Below are 24,525 nucleotides of genomic sequence, written 5' to 3'. Positions count from 1 at the left end.
AGATACGTAATAAATTAACAGCGGAAAAGACTGGCATGCAGCACAAACATTTATTTATGCCGTTGGCACTGGTTAGTGCTATGGCAGTAGCACAACAAGTATATGCAGCAGATGATTTTGTAGTACAAGATATTCGAGTTGATGGCTTAGTGCGCTTAACTCCTGACAATGTGGCAGGAATGATTCCATTCTCCGCTGGAGATCGTGTAAACGATCAAATCATTTCGAACTCGATTCGTAGCTTATTCGCTTCAGGTATGTTTGATGATGTGAAATCATCTCAAGTGGGAAATACACTTGTTTATACCGTAGTGGAACGCCCAATCATTTCTAAAGTTGAGCTGAAAGGCAATAAATTGATTCCAAAGGAAGCTTTGGAAGAAGGCCTGAAAAAAATGGGTCTTGCTGAAGGTGAGGTTCTTAAGAAATCTTCATTACAATTGGTTGAAACAGAATTAGAACAACAATACATGCAGCAAGGTCGTTATGATGCTGATGTAAAAGTGACAACAACAGCACAGCCAAATAACCGTGTAAATGTCTTAATTGATTTTGTTGAAGGTCAGTCAGCTAAAGTATTTGATATTAATATCATTGGCAATACAGTCTTTAAAGAAAGCGAAATTAAACAAATTTTTGCTTTGAAAGAAAGCGGTTGGAATTCAGTTATTTCCCGTAATGACCGTTATGCACGTGAAAAAATGGCTGCAAGTTTAGAGTCTTTGCGCGCGCTTTATTTGAACAAAGGTTACATCAATTTTAATATTACCAATTCAAGCTTAAACCTAAGTGAAGATAAAAAGCATGTGTTCATTGAAGTTTCTGTGGATGAAGGCGAGCAATTTAAGTTTGGGGAAACCAAATTCTTAGGTGATGCGCTTTATACACAAAATGAATTGAATGCATTAAAGCTTTATAAAGATGGTGAGCTTTATTCACAAGAAAAAGTAAACGCAGTTAAACAATTACTCCTTCGTAAATATGGTAATGCGGGTTATTACTTTGCTGAAGTGAATATTGTTCCAGAAATTAATAAAGATACGAAATTAGTTGATCTGAACTACTATGTAAATCCAGGTCAACAAGTCACTGTACGCCGTATTAACTTTACAGGTAACTCAAAAACTGCCGATGAAGTGTTACGTCGTGAAATGCGTCAGATGGAAGGTGCTTTAGCAAGTAACGAAAAAATTGACTTATCTAAAGTTCGTCTAGAGCGTACAGGTTTCTTTAAAACAGTTGATGTGAAACCTGCACGTATTCCTGGCACACCAGACCAAATTGACTTGAACGTGAATGTTGAAGAACAGCACTCGGGTACAAGTACACTCGCTGTAGGTTTCTCGCAAAGTGGCGGTATCACTTTCCAAGCAGGTTTGAGTCAAACCAACTTTTTGGGTACAGGTAATGCAGTTTCTATCGATTTATCACGTTCAGAAACACAAGATTACTATAATTTAAGTGTAACTGACCCATACTTCACGATTGATGGTGTGCGTCGTGGTTATAACATGTACTACCGTAAAACTAAGTTAGATGATGACTATAACGTCAACAACTATGTGACTGATAGTTTTGGTGGTGGTATCAACTTCGGTTATCCGATTGATGAAAACCAAAGTGTAAGCATGGGGTTGAATGTAGATCAAACTAAAGTTACGACAGGTGAGTATGTATCTACTTATGTTCGCGATTATTTAAAGGCCAATGGCGGCAAAACTATTGATACAAACTCATTTAATACATGTTCAATTGAAAATCCTGATCCAAGCAATACTCAATGGACTTGTCCTGAAGCGAACATAGTTAAGAATGATTATGAAAGTGCGTTTGAAGGAAAGTTTTTAACATATAATTTGAACCTAGGCTGGTCTTATAACACATTAAACAGACCCGTATTCCCAACCAGTGGTATGTCACATCGCGTCAATGCTGAGGTTGCTTTACCGGGTAGTGATGTTGAATATCAAAAAGTTACTTACGATGCGCAAGCTTATTTCCCACTAGGTAAAGACTTTGTTTTACGTGGTTACGGTAAGGTCGGCTATGGTAATGACCTGCCATTCTATAAAAACTTCTATGCAGGTGGTTTTGGTTCGGTACGTGGTTATGACAATAGCACTTTAGGTCCAAAATATGACGGTGTTTATTATGATGCACGTGGCGAAAAAGATTATGATCCAGAAGAAGTGGGTGGTAATGCTTTAATTCAATTTGGTACCGAATTAGCTTTACCAGTGCCATTTAAAGGGGATTGGGCTCGTCAAGTTCGTCCAGTATTGTTTGCTGAAGGCGCGCAAGTATTTGATACGCAATGTGACGTTCCTAAATCTAGTGAAGATCGTCAATACTGTAAAGACAACTACGGCTTTGATATGAATAATATGCGTTATAGCGTAGGCGCAGGTTTCACTTGGATTACGATGATTGGTCCAATTTCATTGAGCTATGCATTCCCATTGAATGATAAAGCTGGTGATGAAACAAAAGAGATTCAATTCGAAATCGGTCGTACTTTCTAAGTACGACCCATTTTGGGTATTAAAATTAAAAGGATATAAAATGAAAAAGCTTCTAGCTGGTTTAGTTGTTGGTTTATCGTGTAGTTCAATGCTTCATGCGGCAGGTTATGGTGTTGTGGACTTAGAAAAAGTTGTTGATCAAAGCACTTATATTAAGCAGCAAAATGCACAAATTCAGCAGCAATTAAAACCACAAACAACCAAGATTGAAGCCTTGGCGAAAGAGCTTGAATCACTGCAGCAAAAAGCACAGCAAAGTGGTGATAAGCTGACTGATGCGCAAAAGCAACAAATGGGTCAGCAGTATCAAAATAAATTGAAAGAATTAAATGCTTTGCAGCAGACTGTTCAAACTTCGGTGCAAGGTAATATTCAAAATTTAAATCGTTCGATGGATACCAGAATTAAGCAAGTTGCTGAACAATTGCGTAAAGAGAATAATTTAGATGTTGTTTTGAATAAAAATTCAGCATTGGCGTATGACCCTAAGTTTGATTTAACTGATAAAATGATTCAAAAGGTTAACGCAATTAAATAATCAATGAATTCTCAAAAATTCAGTTTAGAAAAGCTAGCCGGGCTTGTACAAGGTCAATGTATAGGTCAGGCTGATTTACAACTGAGTGGTATGGCGAGCTTAGAGCAGGCCAAACCACATCATCTTGCATTCGTGAATGCTGAAAAGTATTTAGCTGAAGCGAATCAATCTCAAGCAGGTGCATTAATCGTCACTGCTGAACTTCAAGCTCAAATCACAACACAACAAAATTTTATTGTTGTTGCTAATCCGTATCTTGCTTTTGCTATTTTGACGCATGTTTTTGAAAAAAAACATGTTGAAACGGGTATTGAAAGTACTGCGCAAATTCATCCTTCAGCAATCATTGCAGATACAGCATATATCGGTCACTACACCGTTATTGGTGCGCACTGTGTCGTTGGTGAAGGTACACGCATAGAATCACAAGTAAAAGTCGATGATAATGTTGAAATTGGCAAAGATTGCTTTATCGATTCACATGTGACTTTAACTGGTGAAGCTAGAATTGCAGACCGTGTACGTATTCATGCAAGTACTGTGATTGGTGGTGAGGGTTTTGGCTTTGCACCTTATCAAGGTAAATGGCATCGTATTGCTCAACTTGGCTCGGTACGCATTGGTAATGATGTACGAATTGGCTCAAATTGTAGTATTGATCGTGGTGCTTTGGATGACACTATTTTAGAAGATGGAGTCATTATTGATAACCTTGTGCAAATCGCACATAACGTAAAAGTGGGTGCGAATACTGCGATGGCTGCTAAATGTGGTATTGCGGGTAGTACCACGATTGGCAAAAATTGTGTACTTGCTGGTGCGGTAGGTATCGTAGGTCACATTAATATTGCCGATAATGTTACAATCACTGGAATGTCAATGGTCACAAAAAGTATTTCAGTCGCTGGTAGTTATTCTTCGGGGACGCCAATGCTTGAAAGTGGTTCTTGGAAAAAGGCTGCGATTCGCTTCAAACAATTAGCAGATGTGCCATTGACCCAGTTGGTCAAACGACTTGATCATATGCAATCTCAAATTGAGTCCCTTGAATCAACTTTTAAATTGCGTAAATAATTATGATGACAGAGTCAAATACCCCAGCGTTCACTAAACCTGAATTACCAATGACTATTCAGACTATTCGTGAATATTTGCCACATCGTTATCCGTTTTTATTGGTTGATCGTGTTGTTGAAGTATCCGACAACGGGATTGTTGGCTACAAAAACGTAACGATCAATGAAGAGTTTTTGCAGGGCCATTTCCCAGAATATCCAATTATGCCAGGTGTGTTAATTGTTGAAGCACTTGCGCAGGTTTCTGGTATTTTGGGTTTCATTATGAATAATGAAAAGCCCTCATCAGGTTCTTTGTTCCTATTTGCTGGTGCAGAAAAGGTAAGATTTAAAAAACAAGTGGTTGCAGGTGATCAACTTGTTTTAAAATCAGAATTAGTGATGCAAAAGCGTGGCATTTACAAATATAATTGTATTGCCACTGTTGATGGTATTGTAGCAGCAACTGCGGAAATTATGGTTTCGCATCAAAAAACAGAGTAAGCATGAGCAATAACGAATTAATACATCCGACCGCTATTATTGATTCATCTGCAGTGATTGCTGCAGATGTTCAAATTGGGCCATATTGTATTATTGGACCTAATGTGACGATTGGTGCTGGTACCAAGTTACGTTCACATGTTGTGGTGGGTGGATATACCCGTATTGGTCAGCATAATGATATTTTTCAGTTTGCCAGTGTGGGTGAAGAGTGCCAAGACCTGAAATATGCAGGTGAAGAAACTTGGTTAGAAATTGGTGATCACAATTCAATTCGTGAGCATTGCAGCCTTCATCGCGGTACAACACAAGACCATGGTTTGACGAAAATTGGTAGTCATAATTTATTGATGGTGAATACACATATTGCACATGATTGTGTGGTAGGTGACCATAATATTTTTGCCAATAATGTCGGTGTTGCAGGCCACGTTCATATTGGTGACTATGTTATTGTAGGTGGTAACTCAGGTATCCATCAGTTCTGTAAGATTGATTCTTATAGCATGATTGGTGGTGCATCGCTTATTCTTAAAGATGTTCCTGCATATGTGATGGTTTCAGGTAACCCTGCACATGCTTTTGCAATGAATGTTGAAGGTATGCGTCGTAAAGGATGGTCTAAAAATACCATTCAAGGTCTACGTGAGTCATTCAAATTGATCTATAAAGCAGGTTTGACGACCAATGAGGCCATTGAGCGTATTCGTACCGAGATCTTGCCAGAAGTAGCGGAAGCACAGTTATTGATTGATTCTTTAGAACAATCTAAACGTGGTATCGTTCGTTAATTAGTGATGCGAAATAAAAAAGACACCAAGTGCGGTGTCTTTTTATTGCTAAAATAAAACTATTAAAAAAATTACTTTTTAACAAAGCCTGATTCTTCCGATTTAGGGTAGTTCTGTAAAAGTTTATTTTTTAGCTGTGTAGCTAGTACCGTATTACGGTCGACATCTTTAGCAATACTATAGAGCTGATACAGTGCGCGAGCTGCGCGACTTGAGTCGGGATATTTATCTACGACAATGCCATAATTCTTTTTCGCTTCAATATAATTGGTTGGTTCAATTGCGAGATTAAATTCAGCTAACCAAAAATATGCATTACCAATATAAACGCTGTTTGGATTATTTTTTATAAAATTTTGCATTGGTGCAATCGCTTTTTTTGCACCACCTTGTTTATAGGCATCTAGAGCAACTGTATAGGCTGCTTTTTCTAGCTCAAGAGGATCTCCACCAGCATTGACTGGCTGCTTTGCTGAAGAGCTCAGGTTTTTTTGTGGTATGGACTGTGATGTATTGGTCAAAGGTGGCTTAGGAGCTGCTGGGTGCAGTACCTTGTTGATTATCCTCCGTAGTATCTGTGTCTTCAGTTGGCTCAATTTTTTGTTGTAATAGTTCTAAGCGCTGGTCTAAATCAGCATAACGATTAGTCAGTTCATTTTTTAACTTCTCAATTTCGTTATCTTGTTCTTCCATTTTTCCACGGAGCGTACGTAGTTCATTTTCCAGCTGTTGGTTTTTTTGCATTAGCTGCCAATTGAGATTCGTTGGGGGAGGTGTGGAACCAGCACCTGTTTGGATCGCAGTATTATTCGCCGTGTAAACAGTTCCGTTATTTGCCCCGCTCAAACCGCGCGATTCAATAGGGATGTTTGCAAAGAGGACGCCAGAACAGCTAAGGGTGAGGGCGCCAAGAATTTGCTTTTTAAGCATCATAAAAATTCCATGTAGTGACTCGTTGCACTGTACTGAATATTTTTATTACAGACAGCGAGTTGATAAAACGATAAACACATTAAAAACGCCAAACACATGAATTGCAATAAGCTTTTGCATGGTTGTTGTGTTTTAAAGTAAATAAGATGGGTGTAATTTTCACGCTTTCTACATAATTTAAATGCACATTGATTTATAAATAATCAAACAGTTAGTGAAGTCATACAAAAGCAATGTTTTGTCTTGCAACTTTAGGAAAATTCTCTATACTCTGTTCTTGCAATGGTAGCCCTGCTGGTTACTTCGCAATTGTACTCTACAAACCCCGCCAGGACCGGAAGGTAGCAACGGTAGTAGAACTATGATGTGCCGAAGCTTTGCTGGTAGGGTTGCCACCATTTTTATAAAACAATAATTTTATTCATTATTTTATACTACATTCTTTCATTTATCCCTCATTTTTCTTGCTTATATTTAACCTAACTTTTTAATCGTCATCCAACTCTGTGCGCGTAATGACTTTAAAAATCGTATCTAAGTCAAAACCACGATATTGTAAAAAACGGATTTGTTTTGCCTTGAGCTTTGGATCTTTTTCGACGGCTTTACCAAATTTTTTTACTTTGAGCGTATAGGCTTCAATGCTCCAATCTGTTTCTTTCAATTCTTCTTGAATTAGCGCTGTATTGAGTTTCTTATTCTTTAAAGCTAGTTTAATTCGGTTCGGACCTTTTCCTTTACGTTTTTGGCTAGAAAGTAAGGTCTCAGCGACACGTTGATCACTTTGATAATTTTCACGCGCAAGTTCATCGACAAGTGCTATGACTTCATCTCTATCTTCTGCATATAGCGCTAATTTTTCTGTCAAATCTGCTTTCGAGTATTCTTTGCGTGTTAATACAGCAAAAGCATAAGAACGCAAACGGGTTCCTGTGAGTCCTGGCTTTTTTTGTTCAGGCACTGTGACTTCTTCACTCAAGTCAACATGATCATCAGTAGATTGCTCACTATGGCGCTCTGTGTGAGGTGGGGCGATATCCTCTTCACCATATTGAGCTTTGAGTGCTTGATAATCTAAAAGTTTGGGAAATTTTGAATCATTCATTATTAAGTAACGTCATAAGGAAAAACGCCCCGAAGGGCGTTTTACAGTTTAATCTGAAAGGTGTTTGCATGCACACGAATAAGTCAGATTGCTATGATGTAAAAATCAGTTTAGTTTAAGCATCTAAAAAATCAGGTTCAGCTTCGTCTTTTTCATCTGCAGGCACAGCAACAGGTGTTAACAGTTTTTCACGGATTAAACGATCAAGTTCTTTCGCAATTTCAGGGTTTTCTTCTAAATGGCGAATCACGTTGTTTTTACCTTGGCCAATTTTGTTGCCTTGGTATGAATACCATGCGCCAGCTTTTTGCACCAATTCTTGAGCAACTGCTAAATCAACCAATTCGCCCATTTGGTTCACGCCTTTACCGTAAAGAATTTGGAAGAGCGCTTCTTTGAATGGAGGCGCCATTTTGTTCTTCACAACTTTTACGCGAGTTTCTGAACCGACAATTTCATCGCCTTCTTTCACTTGACCGATACGACGGATGTCTAAACGTACAGACGCATAGAACTTAAGTGCGTTACCACCTGTTGTTGTCTCAGGGCTACCAAACATAACACCAATTTTCATACGAATCTGGTTAATAAAGATAACCATACAGTTTGAACGTTTAGCGTTACCTGTCATTTTACGCAGTGCTTGGCTCATCAAACGTGCTTGTAAGCCCATGTGTGAGTCACCCATTTCGCCTTCAATTTCTGCACGAGGCGTCAATGCAGCGACTGAGTCGACAACAATCATATCAACTGCGCCAGAACGAACGAGCATGTCCGCAATTTCGAGCGCTTGTTCACCATGATCGGGTTGTGATACCAATAGATTGTCTAAATCTACGCCAAGTTTACGTGCGTATTGAGGGTCGAGCGCATGTTCTGCATCGATAAAAGCACAAGTACCACCATTTTTTTGACATTGCGCAATCGCTTGTAATGTCATTGTGGTTTTACCTGAAGATTCAGGTCCGTAAATTTCAATTACACGACCTTTTGGTAAACCGCCAATGCCAAGTGCAATATCTAGGGTAAGTGACCCAGTAGATACAGCTTCTACAGCCAAAACGGTATTATCACCTAAACGCATTACAGTGTTTTTACCAAATTGCTTTTCAATTTGACCTAGTGCTGCATTTAGCGCTTTGCTTTTATTATCATCCATCTTACAACCTCAATACTATGTCACGAAACAATATACTCAAGTGGATGTATTCAGTTTAAATCTGTTCCACCCGAGTATAGTGACAGAATTCATCCTTCTGTTCTATGAAAATCACAACCAGTGCGACATGTTGTGACGCTTTAACTTAATCATCATTATAAGACCATTGCTGGTCAAACTGTTGATCATTTTCTTTTTTAAATTTACCAATGTCTCGGCGATCTTTTTTACTTGGCCGATGATCGGGTCGCGCAAGATTATGCAACTTTCTTTGTGATGCAAGCAATTCACGTTTTGCAATACTGACTTCTGTTTCATCATAGAGTAACTGTGCGACCGGAGCTGGACCTCGCACATCTGAAAGTGCTTTTACGACCACGGTTTTTTTTTCAATACCTTGAGCTATAGTCAATTCCATGCCTACACGGATTTCACGTGATACTTTGACCCGTTCACCATTTTGATGAACTTTACCGCCTTCAATGGCGTTTTTCGCAATAGAGCGGGTTTTAAAAAAGCGTGCCGCCCAAAGCCACTTATCTATACGCATTCCAACCGCATCTTCGGCTAGATTTGATTTACGCATATTTTTTTTGTTCCTTGTCTTGCTGTGAAGCTTGCGCCTCTAAAATAGGGATTAAATCTGTTAATGCGGACAACATTGGGTATTTGCAAGTCTCACGTGGTGCTTTGCCTGTAGATGGTTGCAGAATAGAATAGAGTTGTTGAATGCCAAATTGCTCTGCACCATTGAGTACTTTTTCAGTGTCATCAATGAAATAGCAATTTTCAGGATCAAAAGTATGTGTTTGCTGTAAGATTTTCCAAAATTCTATAAATTCTTTTGCATGACCGATGGTTTCAGAGCTCACAATGACATCAAAGTATTGAGCGATACCTGTTTCTTCTAATTTAAATTGTAGCCCAGCAGCATCGGCATTGGTGGCTAACCAAATTGGATATCCATTTTCTTTTAGATATTGTAATAGTTCAGTGCAGCCAACACGTTTAGCCACTTTAGCTTTTTGTTCAATTTGCATGGCCAAAACATCAACGCCTACTTGTGATGTCCAAAAGCGTGATGAATACCATTTTAAGGTATGATTATGTTGTTGGTAAAAGCTGAACAATGTTTGTTGGCTTTGCTCTAAGGTGCAGCCATGCTGCTCGGCATACCGAATGGGTAAGAGTTCATTCCAAATGAAATCATCGTAAGCAAGGTCGAGTAAAGTTCCGTCCATGTCGAAAATGATGGTCGGCTTTTCTGAGAAATTTGGCATATATAGGTAATCTATGTTTAAAACAACAACAGCACCGCAAGACCCCATGATTTTGCAGCTCGTACCCATTGTGACACAGGCCTGTGAAATTTTGCGAGAAGAATATCAGCGTTATTGTTCAGGTGCTGAATTTGATGTTGCGCGTAAAAAGGATAATTCACCCGTTACACAAGCAGATTACCGTGCAAATACTTATATCACCGAAGCATTGGCGCAGATTTCAACTTTGCCTTTGTTGTCTGAAGAAGGTGATAAATCAAAACGTGATGAATGGACTAAGTTTTGGTTGCTCGATCCTTTAGATGGTACGAAAGAATTTTTACATCAAAGGCCTGAATTCACAATCAATCTGAGTTTAGTGGAAGGTGAGAAGACAACATTTGCAATGCTTGCAATTCCTTGTGAACATAATATTTATATTTGTCCTATTAAGGGTATGCCACTGAAATATAATACGCAAACGCAATTGTGGTTTGAATATGCGCCTACGGAACTGGGTATTACTCTTCAGGTGGGTTTGAGTCAAAGTGCACGGACGAAACCAGAATATGCAGATTATCTTGCTGCATTATCTCGACTTCGCCCTTACACAAACTATTATGCAGGTAGCGCATATAAATTTTGTATGATGCTTGAAGATCAAGTTGATCTATATCCGCGTTTTCACCCCACTTGTGAGTGGGATACCAGTGCAGGACAGTGTCTAATAGAGCGAATTGGTGGAGGTTTAGTGGACTTTAAAGGGCGCACTTTCATTTATAACCAACGAGATAGTTTATTAAATAATGGTTTTATTGCTTACAAAAATGATGCAATCAAAGATTTGGCCTTAAAAGCGCTTGCGCAGATGGATGACAAGCCTTGAGCAAAAGTTTGATCATGCTATAGTGTGATTAAACTGATTAATTCTCGCTTATTTAAGAACTGTTAGATTATGGCTTTAGACTTGCTCCCACCTAGTATGCTGAAGGCAATTGATTTATTGCCTGATGAAAAGACGCCGGTGACGTTGTTTACCCGTCATTCCATACGTGAGGTGGTACGGGGACAAGGACTGGCTGGTTATGATTTACAACTGACCAATCAAGGGCGTGATTTAGCTGAAGCATGGGGCAGTTATTTAGTTGAAAATACTGATCGCGTCATCCAACATTGTATTTCGAGCCCGATTCAACGCTGTGTAGATACGGCGGCTTTGATGATTCAAGGCGCAGACAATGTCACTATTGAACCAAATACCCATCATATTGAAATTATTGAGCAAGGTTTATTGGTTGAACCGGGAAGCTTCGTACTAGATATAAAAAAAGCTGGGCCATTTTTTCAAAAGCAAGGTGCTTTAGGCTTTATCAATAGCTTTGTAAATAATGCATTACCAGGAATGAAACAACCCATTCATGGGGTGGTGGATGTACTCGAACTAATTTACAACACCCATCCGACCAATGATTATGGTTTAAGTCTTGCAGTGAGCCACGACACAATTTTGGCGGCAATTTTAGCGATCATATCTGGAAAGAATATGGTTACACGCGAAGATTGGCCAAAAATGATGGAAGGTTTATTCGTTTGGTTTGAAGGGGATGTTTTCTTAGAATCAAAACTGAAATGGATTTGGCGTGGTGAATTAAACGAATTGAATATTCGTGAATTTCAACAAGCGTACCCATAATTTCATCCTAATAGCACTATAAAAAGCACCTCACTGATTGTTAAGATGCTTTAAGTAAAATTTATCTTTAATAAATACTAAATTTTAGCGCGAATACGTGCTGGAAAATCATTTAATTCAAGCACTCGACCATTTTCATTGAGCGGCCATTGACTGGTATTCACAGCAACTTGCTGTTGGTGCATACGACTATATTTGTCTGCTGCAATGAGCGTGGCCAAATCATGTCCATTTAGGCTATAGGCAGTGACGACATCGTGTGGATATTGGGTGCGAGCAAAAAAATCAGCTTCACTTTCACCTTTATGCATGGCAAAAATTCGCTCGATTGCAGGTAAATAAACACCATAGCCAAGCCATGCATCCACACCCTGAGATGCTTGAATTTCTGCAGTAGATTTCATATTTGATATAACTTTTCCAATGACATCTTTTTCACCTTTGGCGGTGAAGTACTCGATATATTGTTTTTCTGTTTCTTCAAATTTTTCGAGTGAAGGTAAAAAGCGATTAATCATTCTAAAATTCCTTATTGGGAAAATATTTTGGAAGAATTCATTTAATTTAAAATACCATAATTTTTTTAAGGGATTTGTTTTTTCTTAATGGATTTTATAAATATAAAATAATGTTGACAAAATTTGTCTGGATTAAAATCTTCAACATCTTCTGTTGTGTCATGATTTAGTTGAAAAGTAAAACATTAGTCACATCATAATGATTGAATTTGTTATTGTTTTTATAATGAAAAATAGTGTCTGTCAGTTTCTGACAAAATACGGCAATTGAAATAATTTCTTTTTAAAAATATCATAAATAAATCATAAAATATTGATTTATATAAAAATATAGATCACTTAATTTAGCGAATATGCGGTGTATTGGGGAATTAAACATGAAAACTGTGATAGGTTTTTCATATAACACTTTAAGTGTTTGTATTATGTCAGTCATACTTACAGCTTGTGGTGGAGGTGGGGGGCAGAAAACGCTTCTGGAGAGTCTTTACCGAGTGAGACACAGCAAAAGTATCCGGAACCAAGTCAAGATGTGGCAGATGAAACATCTATAGGTTTTTATGATTATGATGCCAATGACGAAATTCGAGTTATACGAAATGATTTAGAAGGAAGCTTCAATGCCCAAGTTCAATTTGGGCAAAGTCATGTTGTCGACCCAAATGGTAATGAAGCTAAAAAAATGCCGCGCTTGACGACAGAGAAAGATGCGTTATTGATTGTGACACCAGCACTTGATATGCAGGATGTTGGACAATTAAAAGTCGAAATTTATCAAAATAATCGCTTAGTTCGAACAGTAAATTTAGATGACCCAAGTCAAATGCCACTTTCAGATCAAAGTGGTCAAAAAGGTCGTCCAGATGTGGTTTATAGCAAACGTGCGTGGACCACAAAGCTGAATTGGGATGAAGTTAAACCAGGTTTAAAACTCAAAATTGTTGATGCACAGAAACGAAGTGGTGAGTTGGTTGAAGAAAAAATTGATTTTGCCTCACCTGGTGAATTGGTACTGAATAATATACGCATAGGTATGTTAAGTGAGCCGCCAGTTTCAAATGGACATTATATGTTACTTGAGCCTGAGAAGGCGGGTACAGATTATTTCCAAACTATTCCTGCGGCTGCAATGACAGTTGCCAAGTACGATGATATCCAACTTGATAAAGTGATCGTAGCATCGGGTGTTATTTATAACGAAGCCAGTGCGGGTGATGGAGGGGTATATGCAGGTGATATGCGTGAAAACGTGGGGAAATCAACGTTTAGTGTAGGCATTAATCTTGCGAACTGGGGGGTGACGAGCGCTTCAATGTCAAGTCAATCTCAACCACAACTGACTCAATCTGTGATAACACACCATTCACGTGGTCGCTATGCCAATGGTTATAACAACCATGGTCTCAGTGGTGGTAACGGTATGTTGACCTTAATTGATTCGGTCGGTAATGAATTTAGTCATGAAATTGGACATCATTATGGACTTGGCCATTATCCAGGTGCTGTAACCACGGATGGCGTGACGAATTACTTTTGGGCGTCTCACCATGCCGACAGTGGTTGGGGCTATATTGCTAACCGTAATAAAATGCGCGGTAATTTAAGTTGGACGTCGACTTCATTATGGGATGCAAGTACAGGTACGCCGAATTTTAAAAACTTATTCCCTTATGGCCGTGACTCTATGGCTGGTGGTTATCCCAACAGCACTTACTCACGTTATACCCACTATACTGGCTATAGTACATTCTTAAAAATTCAGCTACATTTCAATCGTGCAGTATGGGATGTAAGCTCTCCAACTGGGTATAAACTTTGGAATACACAAACCCGCACCATGGAAGTCACTCAACCTAAAGTACCGAAATCCTCTGATATTTGGTTTAACAGCCAAGATGGTAATTATCTCAAACCAAAACAAATAGGTGTGCCTGTGTATACCATTTTGGGTGGATATGACCCTGAACAACAAGTAGGTTTGTTATATCCTGCGGCACGAGGTAACTGGGGGAATGTCTTTGATTTACCGACTGCTGATACAGCGACTGTAAGTTCATCGTGCTGGCTTAATGTACAATATCCATCGCAGAATAAGATCATTGCATTATCGCCGAACCGTATGGGTTCAAATGTAAATAAACTACATGTCAATTTAGCGATTAGCGATCAGCCAAAATCAGTAGATTTGTATTGTAAGAAAGCAGGAGCAGAAGCTAAATTGCTTTCGAATATCGTGATTCCAGTTTACAGCGATATGATTAAGCCTGCTGTGAAAATAGGCCGTGAAGCAGGTTATAGTGCTTTACGTTCGATTGAATTACCGCAGCTCGAACAAGCACTAGTGGCTCAAGTGAACAATGCTGTTGTGAATTTAGATCCAACGGCTAAGATGCTGTTTGATACCTATAAAAATGATAAGGCGCTGTTAAGTTCAGTTGCGCGTCAGCAATTTGACCGTTATGAAGCCCAGCAAAATACGGCATACCGTATCAATCGTTGGATGAATGTTTATTATAAAGATCTATCTAATCAAGTGCCTGAAGCATCAACGGCATTAACCAGTTTTATGCAAAAGTTGGTATTAAACCGTGATGGTGTTTTTGAACAAGCAACATTGATAAAAAATGGTACGAATTGTTTGAAAACTGAGACTTTAGCTGATGGTAAATTAAATGTTTTTATTAGTGGTCAAACAGGTTGTACGGCAGATGATTCAGAACAATGGATTTATGATGTGGTGGGACGAATCCACAGTAAATCTGATTTGGGGCAGTGTTTAACTGGCAATGGGGGTTCTGCAAAAATTACATTGGAACGTTGCAGCTTAAACCAAGATAATCAAATTTGGACGATGAATCCTGAAACTACAACCATTCGCCAAAGTGGCCAATGTATGGACTTAAATACAGGGCGATTGCAGAATAATCGTGCAGACTTAATTCGCTATAATTGTACCGGTGGTGCAAATCAACGCTGGACGAATTTAACAGCAAATCAAAATCTATTATTGGCTTATTTAAATTCAACAAATTTAACTTTACTGAATAAGTAACATTTAGCCTTTAGTTAATAAAATTAAAAAAGTCCTCAAACGAGGGCTTTTTTTATAACTGAAATAAAATTAGAAAATAGAAAAACACAAAAACAAAAAAAGCCCTAAAAAGGGCTTTTTTCATCGCAACAAATTAGTTAGCTAAAGCTTTAACTTGTGCATTTAAACGGCTCTTATGACGAGCAGCTTTGTTTTTATGGATGATGCCTTTATCAGCCATACGGTCGATTACAGGTACAGCTTTTTTGTAAGCTTCTGAAGCGACAGCGTAATCACCAGCAGCAATAGCAGCTACTGTGCGTTTAAGATAAGTACGTACCATAGAACGTAAGCTTGCGTTGTGTTGACGTGCTTTAACGTTTTGACGAGCACGTTTTTTTGCTTGAGCAGAGTTTGCCACTCGTGCACTCCTTGAAATTGATGGTCTGGGCGGGCTGAAATTACAACTGAAAACCAACTCCAGAAGAACTATCACCAGCCCGTAAACAAGTGCCATATTGTGATTAAAGTGAGCGCTTAAGTCAAGTCTTGACATGCTTTGACAACATTTTTGATGCAGAAAAATTTCAAAGAAAACGTTAGATTAGTCCAAAGCCATTGAGTTTGTATGAAAAATGACTAAATGTATTGAAAATGCGATCGTGATCGGTGCAACAGGATTGGTTGGCCGTGAACTGATCCGTCAGTTAAGCCAAAATGAAACTTGTAAGAATATAACAGCAGTAGTTCGTAGGCGAGATGAGGAACTTACACGACTCGCCAAAGTACAGCAATTGGTACTGGAAGATTTTTTATTATTAACCCAAGAAGATGTACTGGACTATACACATGCTTTTAGTAGCCTAGGTACAACCATAAAAAAAGCGGGTTCTAAAGATTGTTTTTATGCGATCGATTTTAAAATCAATGCACATTTAGCTGAATTGTTGGAACACAGTGAAACAGGGCTGATTATTGTGAGTGCAACAGGAGCGAATCCTAACTCTTTATTCTTTTATAATCGGGTAAAAGGTGAGCTAGAATATTATCTAAAAAGTCTAAAATTAGCTCAACTAGCCATATTAAGACCCTCATTATTGTTGGGTGATAGAGATGAGTCACGACCAGCAGAGCAAGCCACACAGAAATTGTATTCACGTTTTTCGCATTTGGTACCAGATACTTTTAAACTTAAGCCAGTGACAGCAGCGCAAGTGGCTCATACTATGGTCGAGGCAGCACAAACTCAGACCGAAAAATTTGAGATCTATGATAATTTACGCATACTAAAAATGAAATGAGGGGAAAAACGTGGCTACAGCTCCATTTGTAACGTGTGATTTGCTTGATGATCATCCAGAAAAAGATATTCAAGTGGTGACTCCATCTTTAGATGGTAAATTTTTCCAAAGTTATGGTGCACGTAAAAGTTTTGGCGGTCAGGTTGTGACGGTTAAATGTTTTGAAGACAACTCCCGTGTAAAAGAACTTTTGGCGACTGATGGCACAGGTAAGGTCCTCGTTGTAGATGGCGGTGCGTCAATGCGCTGTGCCTTAATGGGCGATATGATTGCTGAATCTGCAGTGAAGAATCATTGGAATGGTGTGATTATATACGGCTGCGTACGAGACGTTGATGCAATTGCTGAACTTGATTTAGGTGTACAGGCCCTAGCTGCAATACCTCGTAAGAGCAACCGTCAAGGTGTGGGTGAAACGAATATTGAACTCAGTTTTGGGGGCGTGACAATCCAATCGGGTCAATATGTCTATGCAGATAATAACGGAATTGTGATTGCCAAAGAATCATTGGTGGACTTATAAAATTAAGCTGATATAAACAATTTCACACAGCATCAATTGAGTTCACTTGGTTGATGCCATAAAAGATTAAGTAAAATAAGAAAGGAATAATTATGTTAATGCACCAAATAAAAGTGGCTCAAGCACTCCTTTCAGGCGTTGCAGAGGGTGGTCGTGGTACATCAGGTACACCATATCCAAAACAGCCAGAAAAAGCACTGAAACTTTATGAATTTGAAGGTTCACCATATTGCCGTCGTGTACGTGAAGTATTGACAACCTTAAATTTGGACTATGAAGTATATCCATGTCCTAAAGGTGCAAAAAAATATCGCTTAGATACACAGAAATTAGGTGGTAAACAGCAATTTCCTTTCTTGGTTGATGAAAATACAGGGGAGAAACTGTATGAATCTCAACAAATCATACATCACCTGTTTAAACATTACGGTAAAACAGGGAAAACCCCTTCTAAATATGCATATTACCCAAAAATACCTTATGTGGCTTATGCAGGAACGTTAATTAATGGTGCGCAAGGTGTTTGGATTAACCGAAAAGTAATTCATCGAGATGCACCAGCACAATTGCTTGAATTGTGGGGCTTTGAAGCAAGCCCATATACACGAATTGTCCGTAGTGTGCTTGCGGAATTAGAACTGGCACATAAGTTTCATAATGTGGCTAAAGAACGCTGGCAGGATCAAGGATTGGCGGCACTGCGCCTAAAGCCTGGTAAATACACCCCCTTAAAAGGCGGTAAGCGTGAGCAAGTACTTAAAATTATGGGGGATAATATTCAAGTTCCATATTTGAAAGATCCAAACACAGGTATTGAACTATTCGAATCTGAAAAAATTGTTCAATATCTTAAAAAACAATATGCGAGTTAAAGTTTAACTGGATGAATTCGCCTGAGTACTGTTGCATATTCTCTGGCAGTACTCTATTTTTTGAAAAATAAGCATTAACTAGTATTTATTAGAACTATAAAACAAGCTAAAATCCCAAAGAGGGGAAAATAAATCTATAAAAATAAGAAATTTACGCCAATCTCAACTTTAAATAAGCTTTTCAAATTGAATCGGCGAATAACCACATTTTTTATTCATAACGACGCAGACCGTATGTGACAAAATCTTTCTGATAAAACGATGCGATAAGTGCCATAAATCTCTTGCCCTTACTTTTTGAATATTAAAGCGATCAGTTAATTGACCAATGACCGTTTCAATTTTCCTTCGTGCTCTCATAAGCAACCTCATTGATTCTTGAGATCTAGAGTCCGGCATATTCTTTCTTAAAGGAGTTTGTAGATCAACATACTGAAATTTATAGTATTCTTTCAAGCTGGGTCTTAAGTAACCTTTATCTGCACCTAGTAACCCATGAATATTTTCTGTGATTTCTGGTGCAACATCACGCTCATCTACATTTGCTGGAGCGAAAGTATAGCTAGTAATCATACCCTCCAAATTAATTACAAGATGCCCTTTAAAACCATAGTATTTCTCTTGTTGTGCAGCACAATAACTAAAACCTGCATGTTCTTTGAAATTCTTGTGTCTTTTTGCTCGACTATAACGACAAACAGGTATAGGAAATCCATCAATAAAATGAATATGATCCTGACCATAATGTGCAGTTAATTGGGCTGTGATTTTTTGATGAACTTGCCATAAGTTTGCACAATGCTTACAAAAGTTAGGATATGAACCTAAATGAGGGAACCAACTTAAGTAATTGTTTTTAAAAAACATCCATATGCTTTTATCCGTATCCATTTTGAGACACTCACCAACAATTTGCATTGTGATAATTTCAATATCGGTTAAAGCAGGTGGAAAACCACGTTTTCTTAATGGTTCAGAGACTATAGTTGGGTAAATTTCCTCTATGATTAAATAGACAATGATGATAAATTCTTCAGTGGACATAACTGTAATTTTATTTTCATAGACGGATTTAAAATGAGGTTAGGTCCTTTTTATTTCAATGACTTAAAAAGTTGAGATTGGCGTAAATTTACTTAATTATAGGGATATTCTGTAGGGATAAACCAAGATAATGTAAAAGACATTTCATTTTTAGGGGAAATAAGCCATGACACCAGAAGTAATATTACCCGTCCCAGTGCTTGTTGTTGAAGATGAAGAAATTATCCAGTTGAGATTACGTCAAATTTTAACTGAACTGGGATATAAACATGACGAGTTACTCTTTGCTAAAAATGTAAAAGAATCCATCGAAATTATTGATACTCATCCTATTTCCCTCGCATTGGTTGACTTGGGGTTACCTGATGGAAATGGAGTTGAAATTATTGAAAAAATCCGCTCCTTAGAAGGCAATACCATGATTTTGGTGATTTCTGCATGGAGTACGCAGGAGAGCCTATTCTCAGCGATTAAAGCTGGTGCAACGGGTTATGTGCTGAAAGAACGAGATGATGCAGAAGTTCTATTGTCGATTCGCAGCATTTTACGTGGTGGTGCACCAATGGATCCTTTTATTGCTAGAGAAATATTAAAACAAATTTCTGAAACGGAAGAACCTGCACCTGAACAAGAGATCGTTGAAGGCGCTGAGTCATCTATATTGACCAATCGCGAAAAAGAAATTTTGTGTTTAGTTGCCCAAGGGTTAAGTAATCGTGAAATTGCGGAACAACTTTTTGTTTCTAGATATACCGTTGAGAGTCATATAAAGCACATATACCGTAAGTTATCGGTTACTAAACGTACCAAAGCAGTTAGTACAGCGCGTTCTATGGGAATTCTTTAATGCGCAAAGGAGGGTATATATTTTTATTTGCCCTCGGTTTATTGTGGGGCTGTATTACTCATGCAGCTCAAGTCTATGAAATAAATGACCAATGTCAGGTCACTGTCCATGAAATTTTAAAAGCAAAAACACCATCAAATAAAGAATTGCCACGGCACGGTTGGGTGAAATCTGAATTGCCTGATCTTTGGAAAGAAGATCCTGCATGGCAAGGCTACCAAGGTGGGGCCTGGTATAAGCTAGATTGGTCATGGAAATGTAAGAATAATGCTCGTTTAGCAGAACCAATCGCATTTAATATTGAATATTTAATTAATGCCGGAACAGTGTATTTAAACGGTGATTTGTTATGGACAGACAAAAATCTGCAAGAACCATTATCTAAAAGTTGGAATGTCGCAAGATATTGGATTTTACCAATCAGTGGGATAAAGCAACAACATAATGAAACGCTCATTTATGTAAGCGGTTATACCAGTATGAATGGTGGTGTAGGCCCTATTGGTTTTAATAATGTTATGTCGAATGTGGAGCATCATGATGAACTGACATGGCATAGAAGAACCATCCTGCAACTCAATGTATTTCTCTCTGGTACGTTGGGCATTATTTGTTTTGTGATTTGGATTATGCGTCGAAGCGATACCAGTTTTGGTTGGTTCGCATTGGCTTCTGTTCTGTGGATATTATTTATCTCTAATGCTTTAACAACTGAAACATTTCCTTATCCAGACTCAATCTTTTCAGCAAAAGCAAACCTGATCTTTTGGATGCTGTTTTCACAGTGTTTCTGTATTTATATGCTGCGTTTTATTCGGCAAAAATTTCCACGCTTAGAACTCGCTTTCACCACCTTAACGGCAGTGCTCATTGCTGTAGTCATGCTGATGCCTTTTGAAAAAAATGCTGATATATCATCCGTTATCTTTTTACTTTATTGTTTATTCTATTTCATTACATATATTTACTTATGCTATAGAAGCTTCAAAACTAAACGAAGAGACTCTATTTTCTTAAGCTTATGCCTGACAGCTATGCTGATCTTTGGTGTAATTGACCTAGCTATCATGATGTATTTCCCAAAAGAAGGCATCATGCCAGTTTCACCTTACACCTCACCAATTATTACGTTATTCATCGTGGTTATATTGGGGGCACGACTGAATCGAAATATCCAAAAGATTGAGCAGTTTAATGATGAGCTTGCCTTTGAGGTGAAAAAAGTCAGTGATGAGTTATTTAGTAGTTTAAGTGACAAACATCAGCTTGAATTGAGTAATGTACGCCTACAAGAGCGAATCAAACTGTCTCATGACTTACATGATGGTTTGGGGGCATCAATTGTTCGTTCAATGATTTTGGTTGATCAGTGTGAAAAAGATATACCCAATACACAGTTTCTATCCATGCTGAAACTATTACGTGATGATTTGCGTCAAATTATTGATAGTGGCTCTTCCTTAGACAGCAAAGTGCCAGACTCTCCGTTATTGTGGATTGCACCTGTTCGTCATCGGTTTAGCCAACTGATGGAAGAAATGGAGATAATATCTAAGTGGAATTTTCCGGCTGCGTGGAAAGAGCGTCCTTCTTCATTGCAATGCCTTACGCTTATTCGGGTGGTAGAGGAAAGCCTAACCAATATCGTTAAACACAGTAAAGCAACCACAGTAAAAGTCACAATGACGCATAAAGAAAATGAGCCACTAATCCTCATCATTGAGGATGATGGTATAGGCTTTGATGTTGAAAGTGTTTCTACACATGGGATGAGTGTAGGAATGCGTAGTATGAAAATGCGTATACAGCGGATAGGTGGGAAATTAAATATTATTTCACAAGCTGGATCAACTATTATTCAGGCAGAAATTCAAATAAAATCAGCTGCATAATTAATTTATAAAGAATAAAAATGCTTTTTCATATATTGGTTACACCTCAACGAATGTCGAGTGTATTGATAGTCTTATTGACCGTTTTATTCATGTCTGGATGTCGTAGTCCAACAGACTCAATGCCTAAACCAGGCGAGTATGGCGAAGTTATTTTTCATCAAGCGAATCTAAGCAATGATGAACTGACACAAATGCTGGCCAAAAGTCAGTCCATACAAACAGATCAAGTCACAAATAATCCAAGTTTTGCCTTGCACTATACAGCACGCTCTGAACAAAACCCTTATCGTGCTGTGATTATTGTACGTGGTGCTGCTATGGTAGAGGGTGATGTTAAAGTGAAATTTGATGTGAAGAATTTTAATGCTTATGCCAATCAAAGCAGTCAAAGTCTAATGGACATGGAAGCTGGTGTAGATCATTTAGAACGTATAGAAAAAATGAAAGCAGGAGAAGCTTTTGTTTTTGTAATGGCCGGTGATCCATTTTCCTTAAATGCCGCCAATGATCCAAGTCATATGACCAATCAGCTCGATTTAGTGAATTCAAGCAATGCGCAATTTCAAAATGTCGAATTACAAATTTGGCAGGGAAAAGGAAGTAAATATAGCTTTATGCGTTATGTTTGGTTTGCCCTGATCATTTTTTTGATAGTTTGGATTTATCGTGTGATTGTGCGGCGTAATGCCGATAAATTTGAAGATTTAATGAACAAGTGTTTAGGAAGAAAATAAACTAAAAGGGGCATTAAGCCCCTTTTAGTTTTTTAAGTTGATTAAATTTATTCTGATTCAGTTGGCACGAGCATCAGAATAGATTCGTTCAGTAACATCGCAATATCCTCAAGAATATCTGCATCGTAGAGTGTTTCATCAAGCATTAAACTTTGGCCATCTGCTAATGTTTTGAGATGTACTGCGAACTCATCTGAAATACACAAGCCTTCACCATTCGCCCAAAACAGAATATCACCATCTTGCTCGGTATAAAGCAGACGCGAGGCTGGCTCAAGCATGAGCTGATAGCCTTGATCAAGAGCTTCTTCTAAGTCGCCTGTACCAATTTCTTCTGCTTCTGGAATATTGTCAGGATATTTAGATTCTGACATTACACTCATAATTGCATCTTCAATTACCGTTGAGTTCTGCAATTGCTCGAACAGCTTTTCTTTCAAATATTCGATTTCGCTTTCAGTGACTTGACCAACAGGGGTAACATGCTTGCGAATAATATCCAGTAATGGGTTTTTCAGAAGCGGATTTTCAGTAAATTTATCAGCGACACGATCCATCATCTCTGTGACATTTGCCATACGGAAACCAAATGAATATGTAAGGCATTCATCTTCAGCAACGCCGTAGTGTGAAAGGCCTGGTGGAACATAAAGTAAATCGCCTGGCGCTAAAACTTCATCAAAATTGATATCCATTTCAGGCAGTAAACGTAGTGGCTGGCCTGCAACAAATTCAGTTTCCGCATCGCACATTTGGCCAAGCTGCCATCGACGATGTCCATGACCTTGAACTAAAAACACATCGTAAAAATCGAAGTGTTTACCGACAGATCCGCCTTTTTCGGCATATGACACCATAATGTCATCACGACGCCACTGAGGGATAAAAGAAAATTGCTTCCAAAACTCTGAAAGATCAAAAGAATAATGATCGACAGCTTGAACAAGTAAAGTCCATAGCTTAGGCATCTTTTGAAAATCAGCTTTGAGTAAGGGTGAAGTCTTAACTGACCATTGATTTGGATCACGGTCTTTTTGCTTGATGAGGCGAGCTGTGACGTTTTCATCTAAGGCCAATTCTAGAACATCTTTGGGTTCTAAAATATTTGCGATATCAGGAAGGGCATTGCGTACTAAAAGCGGTTTCTTTTGCCAATATTCAGCAAGAAATTGTTCAGCAGTGATACCGCCGAGGACGTCTAAAGGTAGAGACATGAAAAATAACCAACGAAATTTTTAATATTGTCGCTTGAGAACCTAACAAGTGCAAGGCGGCTTTTTAGGTGAATAAAACTAGCGCATAAGATGCTAAAAGCACATTTGTTAAGTTTTGTTACATATTTAAAAAGTGTGAATGATGTAATAAAAAAATTACATTTTAGTTGTATGGAAATAATTTTGTAATATATGTATCAATAAAAAATATTATAAAACATAAGTTTAATGTTTGAAAGTTCATGTAAAAGCAAACTGTGATTTGCGTCAATAAATATGTGAAAAATACGATTACTTTGACATATAGTACAAAAAGAATACAAAATGAAACATGGGGAAACAGATAGCTAGTTAAGAAAATGCAAACAATTCAAATCGTAAATAAGCTTACTCGTGTAAAAGTTAATCTAGAAACTGAAAACGTTGTTTTAGATGCTATTTCAATCGTTCACGCTAAAATTGATAAGTCTGATGTCTCTGAGCTATTACAAGAAGGCAATACGCTTATTGTGGTATTAAAAAATGGCCAGAGACTTGTTGTAGAAAATTTTTATGTAAAAAATAAAGACGGCTTAACTTCAGATATTGTTTTTGAAGATGAAGACGGTAAGCTCTTTTGGTTTGAACAAGTTTCGAGTTTATATAAACAAATTCCTAATATTGAAGTATTACTTCCTGCAACTTCTGATCAAATGATTCTTTGGCCTTGGTTGGCTGGAGGTGCGGCTGTTATTGGTGGTTTGGCTGCTGGTGGTGGTTCAAGTGGTAGTTCTAATAATGATAAGAAAACGCCAGAATTACCAGGAGTAGATATTGACAACCCAGTGACACCATCGAATCCTAATCCTGTAGATCCTGTAGATCCTGTAGATCCTGTAGATCCTGTAGATCCTGTAGATCCTGTAGATCCTGTAGATCCTGTAGATCCTGTAGATCCTGTAGATCCTGTAGATCCTGTAGATCCTGTAGATCCTGTAGATCTGTATA

Annotated in this window: 23 protein-coding genes, 1 other RNA gene and 1 pseudogene; 16 read left to right on the top strand and 9 right to left on the bottom strand. The window is 38.2% G+C overall.

Going from position 1 to position 24,525, the window contains the following annotated elements; all coding sequences use genetic code 11:
• Positions 1 to 35: 35 nt before the first annotated feature.
• From bamA to lpxA, 5 genes are read left to right on the top strand one after another with little or no spacing between them, the layout of a single operon-like run.
• Positions 36 to 2,522: an outer membrane protein assembly factor BamA gene (gene bamA, locus FTV09_RS07265; RefSeq protein WP_180057588.1), complete on the top strand. Its 2,487-nt coding sequence runs from the start codon at positions 36 to 38 to the stop codon at positions 2,520 to 2,522.
• Between the two features lie 40 nt (positions 2,523 to 2,562).
• Positions 2,563 to 3,060, top strand: a complete 498-nt coding sequence (locus FTV09_RS07260; protein ID WP_067762511.1) for an OmpH family outer membrane protein — start codon at positions 2,563 to 2,565, stop codon at positions 3,058 to 3,060.
• A gap of 3 nt (positions 3,061 to 3,063) precedes the next feature.
• The gene (gene lpxD, locus FTV09_RS07255) at positions 3,064 to 4,134 is read left to right on the top strand and encodes a UDP-3-O-(3-hydroxymyristoyl)glucosamine N-acyltransferase (RefSeq protein WP_067762513.1); all 1,071 of its coding nucleotides are present in this window, start codon (positions 3,064 to 3,066) and stop codon (positions 4,132 to 4,134) included.
• Positions 4,135 to 4,139: 5 nt separating this feature from the next.
• The gene (fabZ, locus tag FTV09_RS07250; RefSeq protein WP_171256651.1) at positions 4,140 to 4,619 is read left to right on the top strand and encodes a 3-hydroxyacyl-ACP dehydratase FabZ; all 480 of its coding nucleotides are present in this window, start codon (positions 4,140 to 4,142) and stop codon (positions 4,617 to 4,619) included.
• 2 nt (positions 4,620 to 4,621) lie between these two features.
• Entirely contained in the window at positions 4,622 to 5,410 is a 789-nt protein-coding gene (lpxA, locus tag FTV09_RS07245) for an acyl-ACP--UDP-N-acetylglucosamine O-acyltransferase (protein WP_180057586.1), read from the top strand.
• Between the two features lie 71 nt (positions 5,411 to 5,481).
• On the opposite strand, the pseudogene FTV09_RS07240 reads toward lpxA, so the two are convergent.
• Positions 5,482 to 6,343 (bottom strand): annotated as a pseudogene (locus FTV09_RS07240) (YbgF trimerization domain-containing protein).
• 292 nt (positions 6,344 to 6,635) lie between these two features.
• Between FTV09_RS07240 and ffs the strand changes: the two are divergent.
• Positions 6,636 to 6,732, top strand: an RNA gene (gene ffs, locus FTV09_RS07235) — signal recognition particle sRNA small type.
• 98 nt (positions 6,733 to 6,830) lie between these two features.
• Here ffs and FTV09_RS07230 read toward each other — a convergent pair.
• The 4 genes from FTV09_RS07230 to FTV09_RS07215 all read right to left on the bottom strand — a co-directional run bounded on the left by FTV09_RS07230 (position 6,831) and on the right by FTV09_RS07215 (position 9,887).
• On the bottom strand, positions 6,831 to 7,448 hold the full coding sequence (locus FTV09_RS07230) for a regulatory protein RecX (RefSeq protein ID WP_180057583.1): 618 nt from the start codon (positions 7,446 to 7,448) through the stop codon (positions 6,831 to 6,833).
• A gap of 115 nt (positions 7,449 to 7,563) precedes the next feature.
• Positions 7,564 to 8,607, bottom strand: a complete 1,044-nt coding sequence (gene recA, locus FTV09_RS07225) for a recombinase RecA (protein WP_067762521.1) — start codon at positions 8,605 to 8,607, stop codon at positions 7,564 to 7,566.
• A 145-nt stretch (positions 8,608 to 8,752) separates the two neighbouring features.
• The gene (locus tag FTV09_RS07220; protein WP_067762523.1) at positions 8,753 to 9,193 is read right to left on the bottom strand and encodes an RNA-binding S4 domain-containing protein; all 441 of its coding nucleotides are present in this window, start codon (positions 9,191 to 9,193) and stop codon (positions 8,753 to 8,755) included.
• Positions 9,186 to 9,887 carry an HAD-IA family hydrolase gene (locus FTV09_RS07215; RefSeq protein ID WP_180057580.1) on the bottom strand — a complete coding sequence of 234 codons (702 nt, stop codon included), beginning with the start codon at positions 9,885 to 9,887 and terminating at the stop codon, positions 9,186 to 9,188. Before FTV09_RS07215 ends, FTV09_RS07220 begins: the two co-directional genes overlap by 8 nt.
• Positions 9,888 to 9,900: 13 nt before the next feature.
• Between FTV09_RS07215 and FTV09_RS07210 the strand changes: the two genes are divergently transcribed.
• Entirely contained in the window at positions 9,901 to 10,752 is an 852-nt protein-coding gene (locus tag FTV09_RS07210; protein WP_180057577.1) for a 3'(2'),5'-bisphosphate nucleotidase CysQ, read from the top strand.
• 69 nt (positions 10,753 to 10,821) lie between these two features.
• Positions 10,822 to 11,559, top strand: coding sequence for a histidine phosphatase family protein (locus FTV09_RS07205; RefSeq protein ID WP_180057574.1), 738 nt, complete (start codon positions 10,822 to 10,824; stop codon positions 11,557 to 11,559).
• A gap of 77 nt (positions 11,560 to 11,636) precedes the next feature.
• On the opposite strand, the gene FTV09_RS07200 is transcribed toward FTV09_RS07205, so the two are convergent.
• Positions 11,637 to 12,077: a hypothetical protein gene (locus tag FTV09_RS07200; protein WP_160255556.1), complete on the bottom strand. Its 441-nt coding sequence runs from the start codon at positions 12,075 to 12,077 to the stop codon at positions 11,637 to 11,639.
• A 418-nt stretch (positions 12,078 to 12,495) separates the two neighbouring features.
• Here FTV09_RS07200 and FTV09_RS07195 point away from each other — a divergent pair, with 418 nt between their 5' ends.
• On the top strand, positions 12,496 to 15,129 hold the full coding sequence (locus tag FTV09_RS07195) for a M66 family metalloprotease (RefSeq protein WP_373687697.1): 2,634 nt from the start codon (positions 12,496 to 12,498) through the stop codon (positions 15,127 to 15,129).
• Between the two features lie 133 nt (positions 15,130 to 15,262).
• Here FTV09_RS07195 and rpsT read toward each other — a convergent pair whose 3' ends face one another.
• Positions 15,263 to 15,529 carry a 30S ribosomal protein S20 gene (gene rpsT / locus FTV09_RS07190; RefSeq protein WP_067762534.1) on the bottom strand — a complete coding sequence of 89 codons (267 nt, stop codon included), beginning with the start codon at positions 15,527 to 15,529 and terminating at the stop codon, positions 15,263 to 15,265.
• A 214-nt stretch (positions 15,530 to 15,743) separates the two neighbouring features.
• Between rpsT and FTV09_RS07185 the strand changes: the two genes are divergently transcribed.
• The 3 genes from FTV09_RS07185 (at position 15,744) to FTV09_RS07175 (ending at position 17,804) form a co-directional block, all read left to right on the top strand.
• The gene (locus FTV09_RS07185; protein ID WP_180057571.1) at positions 15,744 to 16,409 is read left to right on the top strand and encodes an NAD(P)H-binding protein; all 666 of its coding nucleotides are present in this window, start codon (positions 15,744 to 15,746) and stop codon (positions 16,407 to 16,409) included.
• Positions 16,410 to 16,419: 10 nt separating this feature from the next.
• Entirely contained in the window at positions 16,420 to 16,932 is a 513-nt protein-coding gene (rraA, locus tag FTV09_RS07180) for a ribonuclease E activity regulator RraA (RefSeq protein WP_067762536.1), read from the top strand.
• Between the two features lie 92 nt (positions 16,933 to 17,024).
• Positions 17,025 to 17,804, top strand: coding sequence for a glutathione S-transferase N-terminal domain-containing protein (locus tag FTV09_RS07175; RefSeq protein ID WP_180057568.1), 780 nt, complete (start codon positions 17,025 to 17,027; stop codon positions 17,802 to 17,804).
• A 168-nt stretch (positions 17,805 to 17,972) separates the two neighbouring features.
• On the opposite strand, the gene FTV09_RS07170 is transcribed toward FTV09_RS07175, so the two are convergent.
• On the bottom strand, positions 17,973 to 18,848 hold the full coding sequence (locus tag FTV09_RS07170) for an IS982-like element ISAba825 family transposase (protein WP_180057566.1): 876 nt from the start codon (positions 18,846 to 18,848) through the stop codon (positions 17,973 to 17,975).
• 166 nt (positions 18,849 to 19,014) lie between these two features.
• Here FTV09_RS07170 and FTV09_RS07165 point away from each other — a divergent pair, with 166 nt between their 5' ends.
• The 3 genes from FTV09_RS07165 to FTV09_RS07155 are packed head-to-tail and all read left to right on the top strand — an operon-like array spanning position 19,015 to position 22,324.
• Positions 19,015 to 19,695 carry a response regulator transcription factor gene (locus FTV09_RS07165; RefSeq protein ID WP_180057563.1) on the top strand — a complete coding sequence of 227 codons (681 nt, stop codon included), beginning with the start codon at positions 19,015 to 19,017 and terminating at the stop codon, positions 19,693 to 19,695.
• Positions 19,695 to 21,587 (top strand): ATP-binding protein, encoded by a 1,893-nt coding sequence (locus tag FTV09_RS07160; protein ID WP_180057560.1) that lies wholly within the window; start codon positions 19,695 to 19,697, stop codon positions 21,585 to 21,587. The genes FTV09_RS07165 and FTV09_RS07160 overlap by 1 nt, the downstream gene beginning before the upstream one ends.
• A gap of 20 nt (positions 21,588 to 21,607) precedes the next feature.
• Entirely contained in the window at positions 21,608 to 22,324 is a 717-nt protein-coding gene (locus FTV09_RS07155) for a hypothetical protein (RefSeq protein ID WP_180057557.1), read from the top strand.
• Between the two features lie 47 nt (positions 22,325 to 22,371).
• Here the strand turns inward: FTV09_RS07155 and FTV09_RS07150 are convergent, their stop codons facing one another.
• Positions 22,372 to 23,538, bottom strand: a complete 1,167-nt coding sequence (locus tag FTV09_RS07150) for a cupin domain-containing protein (protein ID WP_067762541.1) — start codon at positions 23,536 to 23,538, stop codon at positions 22,372 to 22,374.
• Positions 23,539 to 23,897: 359 nt separating this feature from the next.
• Between FTV09_RS07150 and FTV09_RS07145 the strand changes: the two genes are divergently transcribed.
• The coding region (locus FTV09_RS07145) for a BapA prefix-like domain-containing protein (RefSeq protein ID WP_180057554.1) at positions 23,898 to 24,525 on the top strand (628 nt) is incomplete at its 3' end.

Source organism: Acinetobacter sp. YH12227 (genome assembly GCF_013417785.1).
GTDB lineage: Bacteria > Pseudomonadota > Gammaproteobacteria > Pseudomonadales > Moraxellaceae > Acinetobacter > Acinetobacter gandensis.
This window is presented reverse-complemented; position numbering and strand designations above follow the sequence as displayed.